At 68.6% G+C, this 15168-nt stretch carries 15 protein-coding genes; 14 read left to right on the forward strand and 1 reads right to left on the reverse strand.

Features of this window, described 5'->3' with window-relative positions; all coding sequences use genetic code 11:
• Positions 1-235: 235 nt before the first annotated feature.
• Positions 236-1075 carry a phytanoyl-CoA dioxygenase family protein gene (locus MHZ35_RS16650; RefSeq protein ID WP_239436666.1) on the reverse strand — a complete coding sequence of 280 codons (840 nt, stop codon included), beginning with the start codon at positions 1073-1075 and terminating at the stop codon, positions 236-238.
• Positions 1076-1238: 163 nt separating this feature from the next.
• On the opposite strand from MHZ35_RS16650, the gene MHZ35_RS16655 reads away from it, so the two are divergent.
• The 14 genes from MHZ35_RS16655 to MHZ35_RS16720 all read left to right on the forward strand — a co-directional run bounded on the left by MHZ35_RS16655 (position 1239) and on the right by MHZ35_RS16720 (position 15003).
• Positions 1239-2093 carry an MBL fold metallo-hydrolase gene (locus MHZ35_RS16655; RefSeq protein ID WP_239436667.1) on the forward strand — a complete coding sequence of 285 codons (855 nt, stop codon included), beginning with the start codon at positions 1239-1241 and terminating at the stop codon, positions 2091-2093.
• On the forward strand, positions 2078-2791 hold the full coding sequence (locus MHZ35_RS16660) for a DUF4230 domain-containing protein (RefSeq protein ID WP_239436668.1): 714 nt from the start codon (positions 2078-2080) through the stop codon (positions 2789-2791). The genes MHZ35_RS16655 and MHZ35_RS16660 overlap by 16 nt, the downstream gene beginning before the upstream one ends.
• Before the next feature lie 153 nt (positions 2792-2944).
• Complete coding sequence (locus MHZ35_RS16665) at positions 2945-3808, forward strand: TorF family putative porin (RefSeq protein ID WP_239436669.1); 864 nt, start codon at positions 2945-2947, stop codon at positions 3806-3808.
• 106 nt (positions 3809-3914) lie between these two features.
• Positions 3915-4004, forward strand: a complete 90-nt coding sequence (gene kdpF, locus MHZ35_RS16670; protein ID WP_125961129.1) for a K(+)-transporting ATPase subunit F — start codon at positions 3915-3917, stop codon at positions 4002-4004.
• Positions 4005-4018: 14 nt separating this feature from the next.
• On the forward strand, positions 4019-5722 hold the full coding sequence (kdpA, locus tag MHZ35_RS16675; RefSeq protein ID WP_239436670.1) for a potassium-transporting ATPase subunit KdpA: 1704 nt from the start codon (positions 4019-4021) through the stop codon (positions 5720-5722).
• 14 nt (positions 5723-5736) lie between these two features.
• A complete protein-coding gene (kdpB, locus tag MHZ35_RS16680) occupies positions 5737-7770 on the forward strand; it encodes a potassium-transporting ATPase subunit KdpB (RefSeq protein WP_239436671.1) in 2034 nt (677 codons plus the stop codon).
• A 12-nt stretch (positions 7771-7782) separates the two neighbouring features.
• A complete protein-coding gene (kdpC, locus tag MHZ35_RS16685) occupies positions 7783-8358 on the forward strand; it encodes a potassium-transporting ATPase subunit KdpC (RefSeq protein ID WP_239436672.1) in 576 nt (191 codons plus the stop codon).
• Positions 8358-11048 (forward strand): DUF4118 domain-containing protein, encoded by a 2691-nt coding sequence (locus tag MHZ35_RS16690; protein ID WP_239436673.1) that lies wholly within the window; start codon positions 8358-8360, stop codon positions 11046-11048. The genes kdpC and MHZ35_RS16690 overlap by 1 nt, the downstream gene beginning before the upstream one ends.
• Positions 11048-11734, forward strand: a complete 687-nt coding sequence (locus MHZ35_RS16695; RefSeq protein WP_239436674.1) for a response regulator transcription factor — start codon at positions 11048-11050, stop codon at positions 11732-11734. The genes MHZ35_RS16690 and MHZ35_RS16695 overlap by 1 nt, the downstream gene beginning before the upstream one ends.
• Positions 11735-12263: 529 nt before the next feature.
• The gene (locus MHZ35_RS16700; RefSeq protein ID WP_239436675.1) at positions 12264-12659 is read left to right on the forward strand and encodes a hypothetical protein; all 396 of its coding nucleotides are present in this window, start codon (positions 12264-12266) and stop codon (positions 12657-12659) included.
• Between the two features lie 203 nt (positions 12660-12862).
• Entirely contained in the window at positions 12863-13126 is a 264-nt protein-coding gene (locus MHZ35_RS16705; protein WP_239436676.1) for a hypothetical protein, read from the forward strand.
• Positions 13127-13137: 11 nt separating this feature from the next.
• The gene (locus MHZ35_RS16710; RefSeq protein ID WP_239436677.1) at positions 13138-13653 is read left to right on the forward strand and encodes an SAM-dependent methyltransferase; all 516 of its coding nucleotides are present in this window, start codon (positions 13138-13140) and stop codon (positions 13651-13653) included.
• The gene (locus tag MHZ35_RS16715) at positions 13650-13916 is read left to right on the forward strand and encodes a hypothetical protein (protein ID WP_239436678.1); all 267 of its coding nucleotides are present in this window, start codon (positions 13650-13652) and stop codon (positions 13914-13916) included. The genes MHZ35_RS16710 and MHZ35_RS16715 overlap by 4 nt, the downstream gene beginning before the upstream one ends.
• A 76-nt stretch (positions 13917-13992) precedes the next feature.
• Positions 13993-15003 (forward strand): hypothetical protein, encoded by a 1011-nt coding sequence (locus tag MHZ35_RS16720; protein WP_274616096.1) that lies wholly within the window; start codon positions 13993-13995, stop codon positions 15001-15003.
• The last annotated feature ends 165 nt before the right edge of the window (positions 15004-15168 follow it).

Raw genomic sequence — 15168 nt, forward strand, 5'->3', positions numbered from 1 at the left:
CACCGGCGACTATCTCTGGGGCGAGATCGACAAACCTCGCGAGCGGTTCAGGCCGCTGCGCCTCCACCAGCAAAGCCGGGACGCTTAGCGTACGTTTTCGACCATCCTCTCACCGGTCCCCCGGTACGTATGAATTCGCGCGGCGTACCGGCACCCGTCGCCTCAGCGGTGGCAGGCGTCGCTTGATCCCCGCTAGTCGCCGATGCGGTCCCGACGCAGGGTAGGGACCACAATTCTATTCCAGGCGGGTGCTCTCCCCTGCCAGCGGCACTGGGAGCGCGCCCGCCAGTCGCTTCACCACGAGCCGTGCGCTGCCGAGCGGGCCGTATTGGATGATCCAGGCCTTGCGCGGCAGCGCGCTTTCGTTGCGGCCGGCGCGATGCAGGGTCGTCGGCGTGTGGATCGTCAGGCCGCCGATCGGCAAGGGACAAGAGATGCTGCCCGCGGGGTCGGGCCTGGCCTCCTGACCCGGCTGTCCGGACGAGCGAAGCACCCTGCGGTGGCGGACCAGCGGCCCCAGGTGGCTTCCTGCAAGGAAGGTCATGCAACCGCTTTCCGGCGTCACGTCTTGCAGGGGGATCCAGAAGTGCAGCTGCCGGGGACGCGATGCGCGCCACAGCGCAAAGGCGGCGTCCTGGTGCCAGGGCGTCGCCGTATGGTTGCGCGCGCCCTTGTAGATCACGTGATCGAAGGATCGGGAGACCCGCCCCGCAAGCCTGCGCGCCAAGGCGGTGCAGCCCCGGAACACCGCCGTTTCCAAGAGCGCCGGGACCAAGGCGGCGGCGTGGTTCAGCTCGATCTGGTCCCATCCGCCCAACCCCCGGCCGAGTTCTGCATCCTCCGCCAACGCGCCTTTTCGGGGATACCGCACCAGGAACGGCAGTGCGGCGGGGGTATGCTCCGCCTCCAAGAGTGCCCGGTCGAGCAGGCGCTCCACCTCGCGCACCTCGTCGCGGGAGAACAAGCCCGGGACGGCGGCAAAGCCGTCGCGCCTGAGCGCCAGGGCCGTTGCTCGAACGGCGTCCTCATCGAGGGCGATGCTGTCGGAGCGCCGGGGCAGACTAGGCAACACCATCGCAGCTCCTGGGCGAAGAACAGGGCGCAAGGCTAGGCGCAGGGGTAGCCCCCGCCCACCCGAGATGGGTCAGAAACGGATTCATCTCGTTGGGGGTGACGCCATCCCGGCCGGGATCCGCACGAAGCTTGTGCTGCCGGGTCCGAGTGTCCATGTCGAAGCGATGATGCATCCCCCAACGGGTATTCCGATCGCGCTGGAACCCCTGGTGCTGCGCGTCCTCGCCCCCAACGCTTCTCCCTATACCTACACCGGCACGCAGAGCTATGTGGTGGGCGGAACGACGGACGCCGCCGTGATCGATCCCGGGCCTGTCGACGCGTCGCACCTCGACGCGCTGCTGGCCGCCGTCGGCACCCGACGGCTCGTCGCGGTCCTGTGCACCCATTCCCATCGCGACCATAGCCCCGGCGCGCGGGCACTTGCCGATCGTACCGGCGCACCGATCGTCGGTTGCGCGCCGCTGACGATGGACGACGCCGGCCCACGCGCCGATGCCGCTTTCGATACGACCTATGCCCCCGACAGGGTGTTGGCGGAAGGGGAGGGAGTGTCGGGCACCGGCTGGTCGTTGCTGGCGGTCGAGACGCCCGGCCACACCTCCAACCATCTCGCCTTCGCACTTCCGGAAAGTGGCGCCCTGTTCAGCGGCGATCATGTCATGGGCTGGTCGACCACCATCGTCTCGCCGCCGGATGGCGACATGGCCGCCTATATGGCGAGTCTCGAGAAGCTGATGGGACGCTCTGATCGCATCTACTACCCAGGACATGGCGAGGCGGTGGAGAACCCGCAGCGCTTCGTCCGCGGCCTGCTCGGCCATCGCAAGGCGCGCGAGGGCCAGATCCTGCGCCTGCTGGGCGAGGGCATCGGCGCGGTGCCGGCCATGGTGGCGCGCATGTATGTCGGGCTCGACGCGAAGCTGCTGCCGGCGGCGGAACGCTCGGTTCTCGCGCATCTGATCAACTTGAAGAGCCGCGGGCTGGCGGTGGAGGCAGGCGAATGGCGACGCAGCTGAGGCCACGCTTCGTGCGCACACTGGTGGCGCTGCTGATCGGCGCGGCGGTGACGCTTGGCGCAGTGCTGGTCTACCGGCGCTACACCGAGAACTATGTCGTAACACAGGAGGAGGACGGCACCGCCGTCACCCGGCTCATCACCGCACGCCTGTCCGGCGCCTCCAGCCTGAAGGTTGCCGAACTCTCCGGCACGCTTCAAAGCACCGCCACCGACGTGCGGGGCTATGGCATGCTGAAGTCGAACCAGGTCATCAAGGTGCCGTTCTCGGTCGACTATTTCGTGGATGTGTCGCGGATCGGCTCCGGCGACATCCAGTGGTCCGAGGCGACCCGCACGCTGATCGTGGACGCACCCGACGTCACCGTCGCCAAGCCCAACGTCGATGAGTCGCAGCGCACCCTGGTGCGGACCCAGGGCGTGTTCGTCACCCGCGCCGCCGGCGAGAACCTCGCCCGCCGCACCTCCCGAGCCGCCCAGAGCAAGGCCGGAGCCGAGGCGCGCTCCCCCGAGCGCATGGCCCAGGCCCGCGAAAAGGCCCGCGCGGCGCTCGGCCGCCTGCTGGGCGCGCCGCTCGAGAGCATGGGCTATGGCGACGCGCGGGTGCTGGTGACCTTTCCCAATGAACGCCGCTCGAAGGATCCGGAGCGCTGGGACGTCACCGCTCCGATCGATGAGGTGCTCGCCAACCGGCGCTGACCCCCTCCGGCGCTGCTTGGCCATCGCGCGCAGCTATATGCGCGCACTATGCGAAAGCGGCGAATCGATCTCGAATTCCTACGCGGCGCGGACCTAATCCCCACGGCCTTGGCGCCCCGGCTGTCGGCGGTCGCCACACCCTTGGGGGCATGCATGAACTATTTCCGCCGGGTCGCCGTCGTGGCCCTTCTTACGCTGCCGTGCGCTGCTCAGGCCCAGTCGGTCGGGGGCACGGAAGCGCCCGAAACGACACCGTCTGTCACCGTCAGCGGTTCGGCGGCGACCGCCTCCGACTATCGCTTCCGCGGCGTGTCGCAGACGGACCAGGAACTGGCGGTGCAGGGTGGCATCACCGTGGCTCACGACAGCGGCCTCTACATCGGGCTTTGGGGTTCGAATCTCGCCGGTTGGGGCACCTTCGGCGGCGCCAACATGGAGCTCGACCTGATCGGCGGCTACAAAGCGCAGCTTTCCGACAGCGCCACCCTGGACGTAGGGCTCACCTGGTACCTGTATCCGGGCGGCGCCGACGAGACCGACTTGGCCGAGCCTTATGTCAAGCTGACCGGCACCACCGGCCCTGCGACCCTGACGGCGGGCGCCGCCTATGCGCCCAAGCAGCAGGCGATCGGAAAATGGTACGACGACGGCGCGGCGGCCGCAGCCGGGCTCTACGATCATCCGGGCGCCAAGGACGACAATCTCTACCTCTGGGGTGACGCGGCGGTCGCTCTTGCCGGCACTCCGCTGACCGCAAAGGCGCACATCGGCCACAGCTGGGGGCAGGACGGGCTGGGCCCCAATGCGACTGCCGTCGCCCCGACGGGCGAATATTGGGACTGGTCGCTGGGCGCCGATGCGACCTGGCGCAACCTGACCTTCAACGTCTCGTACATCGATACGGACATTTCGAGCCGCGAGGCCGGCTATCTGCGGCCGAGCTTCAGCAAAGGCCAGGACGGCACCGGCAACATCGCCGGCGGCACGGTGCTGGCCTCGTTGACCGCGGCCTTCTGAAGGAGACGGACCGATGCAGGACCTGCTCTGGATCCTCGTCATGGTCGGGCTGCTGGCGGCGACGCTCGCCTATGCCCGACTGTGCGACCATGCGTGAGGTGACGCCATGACGCTCGACCTCTGGCTCGCGGCGCTGACCGCGGTTGCCCTTCTCGTCTATCTGGTGGCGGTGCTGATCCGCCCCGAACGCTTCTAGAAGGAGGCGGAACCATGACCATCCAGGGATGGATCCTGATCCTCGGCTTCGTCGGCATCCTGCTGGCGCTCACCAAGCCGATCGGCATGTGGCTGTTCGCGTTGTACGAAGGCCGCCGCACCCCGCTGCACCTCGTGCTCGGTCCCGTCGAGCGCGGCTTCTACAAGCTTGCCGGCATTGACCCCACGCAGGAGCAAAGCTGGCGCCGCTACGCGCTGCACATGCTGGTGTTCAACTTTGTGCTGATGGCCTTCACCTATGCGGTGCTGCGCCTGCAGGGCGTGCTGCCCGGCAATCCGCAGGGACTGGCGGGCCTCTCTCCGCATCTCGCCTTCAACACGGCGATCAGCTTCACGACCAACACCAACTGGCAAAGCTATGGCGGGGAATCGACCATGTCGAACCTCAGCCAGATGCTGGGGCTGACGATCCACAACTTCCTGTCGTCGGCGACCGGCATTGCGCTCGCCTTTGCGCTGTTTCGCGGCTTCGCGCGGCGGGAGGCAAAGGCGATCGGCAATTTCTGGGCCGATTGCACCCGCGTGACGCTCTACCTGCTGCTGCCGCTCTGCGTCGTACTCGCGCTGTTCTACATCGCGAGCGGCGTGCCGCAGACGCTCGCCGGCGTGATCGGCATCGACACGCTGGAAGGCGCACGCCAGTCGATCCTGCTCGGCCCGGTCGCCAGCCAGGAAGCGATCAAGATGCTGGGCACCAATGGTGGCGGCTTCTTCAACGCCAACTCCGCGCATCCGTTCGAAAACCCGACCGCGCTCACCAACCTAATCCAGATGCTGTCGATCTTCGCGATCGGCGTGGGGCTGACCTGGTGCTTCGGCAAGGCGGTCGGTAATACTCGGCAGGGCTGGGCGATCCTGGCCGCGATGATGATCCTGTTCCTCGCGGGCGTCACCGTCACCTACTGGCAGGAAGCGGCGGGCAATCCGGTGCTCCACCAGCTCGAGGTCGCGGGCGGCAACATGGAGGGCAAGGAGGCCCGCTTCGGCATCGCCGCCTCGGCGCTGTTCGCGGTCGTCACCACCGCGGCCTCGTGCGGCGCGGTCAATTCGATGCACGACAGCTTCACCGCGCTGGGCGGCATGATCCCGCTGTTCAACATGCAGCTGGGCGAGGTCGTGATCGGGGGCGTCGGCGCCGGCATCTACGGCTTCCTGCTGTTCGCCATCCTCGCGGTGTTCGTGGCCGGGCTGATGGTCGGCCGCACGCCCGAATATGTCGGCAAGAAGATCGAGGCGCGCGAGGTGAAGCTTGCGGTGCTCGCGATCGCGGTCCTGCCGCTGATGATCCTGGGCCTGACCGCCCTGTCGAGCGTCATGGAACAGGGTCTTGCCGGGCCGCTCAACAAGGGTCCGCACGGATTCAGCGAGATCCTCTACGCCTTCACAAGCGCTGTCGCGAACAACGGCTCGGCCTTCGCCGGCCTGACGGCGAACACGCCCTGGTACAACGGCCTGCTCGGCGTCGCGATGTGGGTGGGCCGCTTCTTCATCATCGTGCCGATGCTGGCGATCGCCGGCAGTCTCGCTGCCAAGAAGCACACGCCGGAAAGCGCGGGCTCGTTCCCGACCACCGGCGGCCTGTGGGTCGGCCTGCTCGTCGGCATCGTGCTGATCGTCGGCGGCCTCACCTTCCTGCCGAGCCTCGCGCTCGGTCCCATCGCCGATCATCTCGCGATGATCCGCGGCCAACTGTTCTGATCGAGGGCGCCACCATGGCCCAGAAAAGCCAGACTAAGAGCCTGTTCACGGCCGACCTCGTCGTGCCCGCGATCCAGGCGTCGTTCGTGAAGCTCAATCCAAGAGAGCTGATCCGCAACCCCGTCATGTTCGTCACCGCCGCGGTCGCGGCGCTGATGACGGTCCTGCTCGTCATCGGGCAGGACGATCTCACCACCGGCTTCAAGCTCCAGCTCGTCGTGTGGCTGTGGCTGACGGTGCTGTTCGGCACCTTTGCCGAAGCACTGGCGGAGGGCCGCGGCAAGGCACAAGCGGCCTCCCTGCGCGCCACCAAGGCCGAACTCACCGCCAAGCGGCTCAAGAACGGGCGCACCGAACAGGTCCCCGCCAGCCAGCTTCGCGCCGGCGACCTGGTCCTGGTCGAGACTAACGACCTGATCCCGGCCGATGGCGAGGTGGTCGAAGGCGTCGCCTCGGTCAACGAAGCGGCCATCACGGGCGAAAGCGCGCCCGTCATCCGCGAGGCAGGCGGCGACCGATCTGCGGTGACTGCAGGCACCCGCGTGATCTCGGACCAGGTCTCCGTGCGCGTCACGGTCGATCCCGGCCAAGGCTTCCTCGACCGCATGATCGCGCTGGTCGAGGGTGCCGAGCGGCAGAAGACGCCCAACGAGATCGCGCTCACCCTGCTGCTCGTCGGCCTCACGATCATCTTCCTGATCGCGGTCGGCACCATCCCGGGCTTCGCCAGCTATGCGGGCGGGAGCATCCCCGTGGCGATCCTGTCGGCCCTGCTGATCACCCTGATCCCGACCACGATCGCCGCCCTGCTGTCGGCGATCGGCATCGCGGGCATGGACCGACTGGTCCGCTTCAACGTGCTCGCCAAGTCCGGCCGCGCCGTGGAGGCCGCCGGCGACGTCGACGTGCTGCTGCTCGACAAGACCGGCACCATCACCATCGGCGACCGGCAGGCGAGCGAGTTCCGCCCCGTCGGCGGCGCCAGCGATGCCGAACTCGCCGAGGCAGCGCTGCTCGCGAGCCTGGCCGACGAGACCCCCGAAGGCCGCTCGATCGTGGTGCTCGCCCGCGACAAGTTCGGCGTCCACACCGCTGCGCTGCCGGCGGGCGCGGAGGTGATCCCCTTCACCGCTCAGACCCGCATCTCGGGCGTGCGGACCGGCGACTCGCTGATCCAAAAGGGTGCGGTGGACTCGGTGCTCCGGGCCAATCCGGGCGTCGGCGAAACGGCCGCGGCCACCGAGCTGCGGCGCGTGACGGACGAGATCGCGCGCGCGGGCGGCACGCCGCTGGCAGTCGCCAAGAACGGGCGGCTGCTGGGCGCCATCTTCCTGAAGGACGTGGTGAAGGCCGGCATCCGCGAGCGCTTCGGCGAACTACGCGCCATGGGTATCCGCACGGTGATGATCACCGGCGACAATCCCCTGACCGCGGCGGCGATTGCCGCCGAAGCCGGGGTGGACGACTTCCTCGCCCAGGCAACGCCCGAGGATAAGCTCGCGCTGATCCGCAAGGAGCAGCAGGGCGGGCGGCTGGTCGCGATGTGCGGCGACGGTACCAACGATGCGCCCGCGCTCGCGCAGGCCGATGTCGGCGTCGCCATGAACACCGGCACCCAGGCCGCGCGCGAGGCCGGCAACATGGTCGATCTAGACAGCGACCCGACCAAGCTGATCGAGGTGGTCGGCCTCGGCAAGCAGCTGCTGATGACGCGCGGTGCGCTCACGACCTTCTCCGTCGCGAACGACGTGGCAAAGTATTTCGCGATCATCCCGGCAATGTTCGTGGCGCTCTATCCGGGACTCGGCGTCCTAAACGTCATGGGGCTCGCCACGCCGGAGAGCGCGATCCTATCGGCGATCATCTTCAACGCGATCATCATCCCGCTGCTGGTGCCGCTGGCGCTAAAGGGCGTGGCGTACCGGCCGATGGCTGCCGGGCCGCTCCTGGCGCGCAATCTCGCCGTCTACGGCCTGGGTGGGCTCCTTGCCCCCTTCGTCGGCATCAAGATCATCGACCTGGCCGTCAACGGCCTGGGCCTCGCCTGAGGAGCATCTCGCATGGGCAACGACCTTCCCACTTCGCTGCGGCCTGCGATCGTCCTGACGATCCTGTTCGCGATCCTGCTCGGGATCCTCTATCCTCTGGCCATGACGGGCATCGGTCAGGCACTTTTTCCCTTCCAGGCGAACGGCAGCCTGGTGCGCGACGGAAGCGGCCGCGTAATCGGCTCGGCCGTGGTGGGCCAGGCCTTCACCTCCGACCGTTATTTCCAGACGCGTCCCTCGGCCGCCGGCCAGGGCTATGACGGCCTCGCGTCGTCGGGCTCCAACCTCGGCCCTGCCGCCCAAGCACTCACCGACCGCGTGAAACCCGACGTTGCCAAGCGGCAGGCGGAGGGCGTCACCGGCCCGCTTCCGGCAGACCTGGTGACCGCCAGCGGTTCCGGCCTCGATCCCGATCTCTCGCCCGAGGCGGCACTGGCCCAGGCGCCGCGGATCGCCGCCGTACGGCGCCTGCCGGTCGAGCGCGTCCGCGCGCTCGTCAGCGAGCGCACGGAAGGCGGCGCGGTGCTCGGCGCTCCGCACGTGAACGTCCTGGCGATCAACCGCGCGCTGGACGCTCTTCCGCGCTGATGCCGCTACCCGGGGACGACCGACCGGATCCGGACGCCCTTCTGCGCCAAGCGGCGCAGGAGGGCCGTGGCCGTTTGAAGATCTTCCTCGGCGCCGCCCCGGGCGTCGGGAAGACGTACGAGATGCTGTCGGAAGGCGCGGCACGGCGCCGCGATGGCGTCGACGTGGTGGTCGCGGTGGTCGAGACCCACGGCCGCGCAGAGACCGAAGCGCTGGTCCGCGGGCATGAGCTGATCCCCCGGCGCGATGTCCCTTACGAGGGGCGCACGTTGCACGAAATGGATCTGGACGCGGTCCTCGCCCGCGCGCCCCGGCTCGCGCTGGTCGACGAGCTCGCCCACACGAATGCGCCGGGCAGCCGGCACCCCAAACGCTATCAGGATGTCGAGGAGCTGCTGGCGGCCGGGATCGACGTCTACTCCACCATCAACATCCAGCACGTGGAAAGCCTGAACGACGTCGTCGCGTCCTTCACCCGCGTCCGCGTGCGGGAAACGGTGCCCGATCGCATCCTGGAGATGGCGGAGGTCGAAGTCGTCGACATCCCGCCCGACGAGCTCATCGAGCGGCTGAAGGCAGGCAAGGTCTATCTCCCGCACGAGGCGACCCGTGCGCTGAACCACTTCTTCTCCAAGTCCAACCTTTCGGCCCTTCGGGAACTTGCGCTGCGGCGCGCCGCGCAAGCCGTCGACGCGCAAATGCTGGAGCATGTCCGCGCGATCGGTGTCGGCGGCACCTGGGCGGGCAGCGAGCGGATCGTCGTGGCGGTGAGCGAACTGCCCGGCGCCGATGGCCTGGTCCGCGCCGCCAAGCGTCTTTCCGACGCGCTCAAGGCGCCTTGGACCGCACTGTTCATCGAGACTCCGCGCGCGGCCCAGTTCAGCGACGCCCAGCACGAGCGGATCGCCGCGACCATGTCGCTCTCGACCCAGCTCGGCGGCGCGATCGCGACCGTGCCGGCACCGACAGCGCTGGAAGGCATCCAGGCCTTCGTGGCGGACGCGCGTGCCACTCAGCTGGTCGTCGGCAAGTCGAAGCGGTCGCGCTGGTTCGAACTTCGTTACGGCTCAGTGGTCGACCGGCTGGTGCGCGGGACGCCGGGCGTGACGGTGCACGTGCTCCCGGTGGAAGAGGTGCCGGGGCAGGGGGGAAGCGCGCCCACGCAGGCGGGTCGCACGCGCGGCCGCGGCTGGGGATCGCCTGCCGGCTATGGCCTGACGTTGCTCGGTGTGGCCGCCGTGACCGCGCTTGCGAGTACGCTGTTCCATGTCCTGAACCTCGGCAACGTCGCGCTGCTCTACCTGCTTCCCGTCATGGCGGCCGCCAGCCTCTATGGTCTTCGTACCGGCCTGTTCGCAGGGCTGGCGTCGAGCCTGTGCTACAATTTCTTCTTCCTGCCGCCGACCGGCACGCTGACCGTCAACAATCCGGAGAACATCGTCTCGGTCTTCGTCCTGCTCGGCGTCGCCGTCGCCACCAGCCAGTTGACCGCACGCGTGCGTGCGCAGGCGGATATTGCGGCGGCAAGCGCACGCACCAACGCCACGCTTGCAGGCTTCCTCCACCAGTTGAGCGGCGTCAGCGAACAGGCAGAGGCGGCGCGGGTGATCTGCAACGATGTCGGACGCCTGTTCGACGTCCAGGCCGTGTTGCTGGCGCCTTCCCCTGGTGCGGGCCTCGGCGTGCTGGCGGCGACCAACCCCGACTATCGCCTCGACACCATGGACCTGGCTGCCGCCAACTGGGCGTTCGACACGGGCGGAGCCGCAGGGAAGGGGTCGGGGACGCTCGCCGCATCCGAATGGCTGTTCCAGCCGCTGAAGTCCGGCGCCGGTACGCTCGCGGTGCTCGGCCTGGCGCGCGAGAACGGGAGCGAGCCGGTCCGTGCCGATCAGCTCCCGCTCCTCACCAGCCTCGTGAACCAGGCTGCGCTCGTGATCGAGCGGCTGCGCCTTCAGGCGGAGATCCGCGACGTGGATGCGGTCCGCACCCGCGACCGGCTGCGCGCGGCGCTGCTGTCGTCGGTCAGCCACGACCTGCGCACGCCGCTTACGGCCGTGCTCGCCGCCGCCGACGCCCTCGACCATGGCGCCACCCCGGAGCTGATCGGCACCATCAAGAGCGAGGCGTCACGGCTCAACCGGTTCGTCGCCAATCTCCTCGACATGACGCGGGTGGAGGCGGGCGCGCTGAAGCTCAGCGTCGAGGCGGTGGATCTGAGCGATGCCGTGGCCGGCGCCGCGCACGACGCGCGCCGGGCGCTGGAAGGCCACCCGGTGCGCCTAGACGTCCCGCCCGATCTGCCGCTGGTGCGCGCTGACCCGCAGTTGCTCCACCACTGCCTGCTGAACCTGCTCGACAATGCCGGCCGCTATGGCGACCCCGGCACCGAGATCGTCATTGAGGGACGGCATCGCTACGGCCAGCTCCGCCTCGCCGTGCTGGACCACGGGCCCGGGCTGCCGCCGGGCCGTGAGACCGAGGTGTTCGAGACCTTCCGCCGGCTTGAGGGCTCGGATCGTGCGACTGGGGGCACCGGCCTCGGCCTCGCCATCGTCAAGGCATTCGCCGAAGCCATGGGGCTGGGCGTCGAGGCGGGCAACCGGGAAGACGGCAGCGGCGCCGCGTTTGCGATCCTCTTCCCACCTTCCCTCATCGTGCGCGACGTCGCGCAGGAAAGCATCTCCTGATGGCCGCCAGAATCCTGATCGTGGACGACGAAGTCGCCATTCGCCGCCTGCTGCGCAATACACTGGAGCGCGCGGGCTATGCCGTGGCGGAAGCGATGAACGGACGCGAGGCTCTGGTGCAGGCGACCGCACACGAGCCCGACGCCATCCTCCTCGACCTGGGACTGCCCGACCGCGACGGCCTCACCCTGATCCCGATGCTGCGCAAGCAGGCGAATGGCGTGATCCTGGTGGTGTCTGCACGCGAAGCGACGGAAGAGAAGGTGGCGGCGCTAGACCTTGGCGCCGACGACTATGTGACCAAGCCCTTCGACACCGACGAGTTGCTTGCCCGGCTGCGTGTCGCGCTGCGCCATCACGGCGGCTCCGGTGCGACGCCCAAACTGGTGCGCCGCGGAGACATCAGCATCGACCTCGACCGACGCCTGGTCTGCCGGGCCGGCGAGGAACTGCATCTGACCCGCAAGGAGCATGACGTGCTGGCGGTGCTCGCCCGTCACATCGGGCGGGTCGTCACGCACGAGCGCATCATCGCGGCCGCCTGGAGCGGGGAAGAGGATCCCCGGGTGGAATATCTGAGGATCGTGATCCGCAATCTCCGCCAGAAGCTGGAGGCGCCCGGCCCCGTTGGGAGCGTGATCGCCAACGAACTCGGCGTCGGCTACCGGCTGCGGTCCGATAGCTGACGCGCCGGGCATCGGGAACGCCACACTATGGCCCCGATATGCGAAAGCCCTGAATCGATCTCGAATTGCTATGCGCCGGGGGATAGCTGGGCCGCCACAACGGGGAATGTGGCATGGGCACGTGGCATCGGTCGTGGAAAGCGAGCATCTGGCTTCGCGCTGTCGGAATGGCCTTGTGCGGCCTCGCCTGGGCGGCGATCGCCAGGGTCGCGAGCTACCCGCCAACTGCCCCGGGCCTGATCCCGTACCTGCTCGCCGGCCTCTGCGTGATTTCCGCGAGCGCGGGAGGCGCGCTGGCATTCCTGGGGCCGCACCTGTTCACACCGGTACGGGTCAGTGCGCGCTGGCGCCACAATCGCGCCGCCCCTTCTCGCCCAACCGACGCATGGCACCACGCCCTGCTCCCGAACGCGAACGTCGTGCCGGAATTGCCGAACGCCTGGCTTACACCTGAACCCACGGCAGCGGCAGGGATGCCCTGGCACGGGGTCCGCTCAGACGCGGGACAGGCCCTCGACAGGGCAAGGGCATGACCAATCTCACCGCACGCCTCATAGGCGTCGTCTGCCTCGCGGCCGCCGCGGCGAGCTCGCTCCTTCACCGCGCGATCTTCGTTGCGGCGCAGGGCGGCCCGGCACAGGCGGCCGAGTTCGCCACCGGGCTGCTCAGCTTCGTGCTCGCAAGCCTCGGCGTTCTGCTGCTGACGAATGGCGCCCGGTTGTTCGAGCGTCCGGCACCTCCGGCCGCGGAGCCGACGGAGGTGCTCCCGGTCTCGGAGGCTGCCGCCGGGCTGGACGAGTCCGCCGCGTTCGACTCCCGCTATGGTGTCGCCCGGCTTCTGGCCGATCGCGCGATCCGGACGGCGTCGCTGCGCGAAGCGGCTCGTCATGCGTCCGATCCTGAGCCTCTCCACACACGTCGCTGACGCAGGCCCATGGCCGCGCTGTGGCCTGCTCTACAGAATTGCCGGAAGCCCAACGGCAGTTCCAGGCCGGCGGCTGGCGCCAGCGCTACCCCGCTATGCGGGCGCTATGCGAAAGCCGGGAAACGATCTCGAAACGCTATGCCGCGGTTCGTAGATCGCTGGGCGACGGGCCATGGAGCCCGTCCTACCGAGGTACAATCGACATGATGTCGGACGTTTCTCCAGAGCCCGACCAACCCGGGCGCATCATCTACGTGGGCCAGGACTGCGCTGGCCACTGGCTGGTCCAGGACAGCGGCAAGACATTGGAAGGCCGCTTCGTCTCCTACGCAGCGGCAATGCATTATGCGCGCGAGGAGCGCGAAATCTATCGGGCAGAGATCGCGATCGCATCCGCACCGCTGGTCCCGCTGGTCTCCTTCGATCCGGTGCCGGCGCCACGGCATGCGCTCGCTTGCGCGGCATGAGGGAGGCAGTCATGCACGCGCTCCTTTCCATCTCGCCAGGACCGATCCCGTTTCACCGGCTGGCGAAGCCCCGCCCTCGCAGCCCGTCCGTCCGCCGTTCGGCGGCCCATGACCCGCGCTGGGCTGCCGTCACGGCGCACCTCGCCGCATTGCGAGAGCAGGGGCGCCATGCGATCCGCATCGTGGATGCAGACTGCGGCGCCGGCGCGCTGCTGCTGGGCGCGCTCCTTCAGGCCCGGGCGTTTGGGTTCACCGCGATCGAGGGACGGGGGATCGACGGTTCCCCGCCGATGATCGGGCGCGCACGCGCTTCTGCGGCCCGCTTGCGCGACCCGGCGATCGGCGTGACCTTCGAGGTCGGCGATGTCGCAGCCGTACTTCGCGACGAGGCGGACCTGCCGGCGGACCTGCTGCTCTGGCACCGCTATCCGGCGCCGGAAGCCGGCGACATCAGGGCGGCGCTTGGCCGTGCCGCAAAGGTCGTGATCGACGACAGCTCCGCTGCCGCAGACAGGTGGGCGGCATGACCGGGCGCGATCTCCGGTGGCGGGCGGCCGGCCTGCTGCTGAGCGCCATCGCGTGCGCCGGCACCTTTCTCCACCGCGACGGTTCGCCGCTTACGATCGTCTTCTTTCTGGGAGCGATCTGCGGCATCGTGCTGATGCTCCATGGCAAGCGGGTAGCGGTGGCCCTGCGCGCGGAGCGCCGCGGCCATTGTCTAACGGCGGCTGCGATCCACACCCAGCGGATGCGCCGCCAAGAGCGTCGATCCGATCGCGGGCGGCGCTGAGGGCCGAATGGAGTGCGCGTTCCGTTCGGGCGTGCTCCACGTGGAGGACGTGCCCCTCACCGCTGTCGCCGCGACGATGGGAACGCCGGTTCTCGTCGTCGCGGCCGCTGCCCTCAGGGCTGCCGCCCCTGGGCCGATACCCCGTGTCCAGCATGTCCTTTCAGTCCGCTCGATCGCCAGCGCGGCGGTGCTGCGCCGGCTGGCGGAGGGTTGCGGCGCCGACGTAACCTCCCGTCCGGAAATGCACCAGGCGCTCGCAGCCGGGATACCACCCGCTGAGATCGGCTTTTCCGGCCCCGCCGGGAACGGCGCTGCACTGGCCGCAGCACTTGCGGGCGGCATCGGCCGCTTCACGCTGGAGGTGGAAGAGGAGGGTGCGCTGCTCTCAGCCTTGGCGCTCGCACGCGGAAACAGGGCACGAGCGCTGCTGCGCGTCGCCAGTCTTGCTCCCAATCCGGCCGCTTTTCCCGCCGCGTACGAGCGCCTCTCCCGCTTGGCCGGTCTCGATCTCTGCGGGCTGGCGATTTCTGCCGCCGCGTCAGTGGAACCTGCCGCGATCGGGACGCTGATCGGCCAACTTCGGGCGCAGGGGCATCGCGTCGAACGCGTCGATCTCACCGGCGTGCCCGGCGGCATGGACGATGATGCGCTAAGCAGGTGCGCAAGCGCCTGGGGTGTTGAGTTGGGGATTCGCGTCGCCGGTGTTCCGCCGAGGGCAGCGATGCTCCTGACCCGCGTGCTGGGGGTGAAGCGAACTCCGGCGGGACCGTGCATCTTCGTCGATGCCGGGCGTGCGGTCTTTCGCGGCTTCCACGCCGTCCAGCCTCGCAGCCCCCACATGCTGGCCAGAGTTCCAGGTGCGAGATCGCCGCATGGTGATCCCGGAGCCACGCTCGACGGGGTGCAACGCGGGGATCTCGTCGTAGTTCACCCAGAATGGGGCCCCGTGTCGCAAGTGGTGGTGGTGGTGGACGGAAGCCGGTGTGAGATGGAGGCGGATCGTGTGCTTGCCGCGACGCTGGCTGGTCGTGCCGCGAGGGGCTATGAGAACGCCACCTACGCACTTCCGAATATTTCCCGCCTATAAACATAATCCTTGCTATCGGACCCAGCTTCTGTAAGCGCTAAGTACAAATGGCACCAGCCCGCTAGATAGAAATGGCACTCTGCGGTGCTATCGGCGGGTCGCCGGTGTCATAGCCGTTCTTGGCAACGAGGACGCGCATTGTATGACGGTGCTGGCGATGACGGT

It is taken from the genome of Sphingomonas sp. ACRSK, from assembly GCF_022346685.1.
Lineage (GTDB): Bacteria > Pseudomonadota > Alphaproteobacteria > Sphingomonadales > Sphingomonadaceae > Sphingomonas > Sphingomonas molluscorum.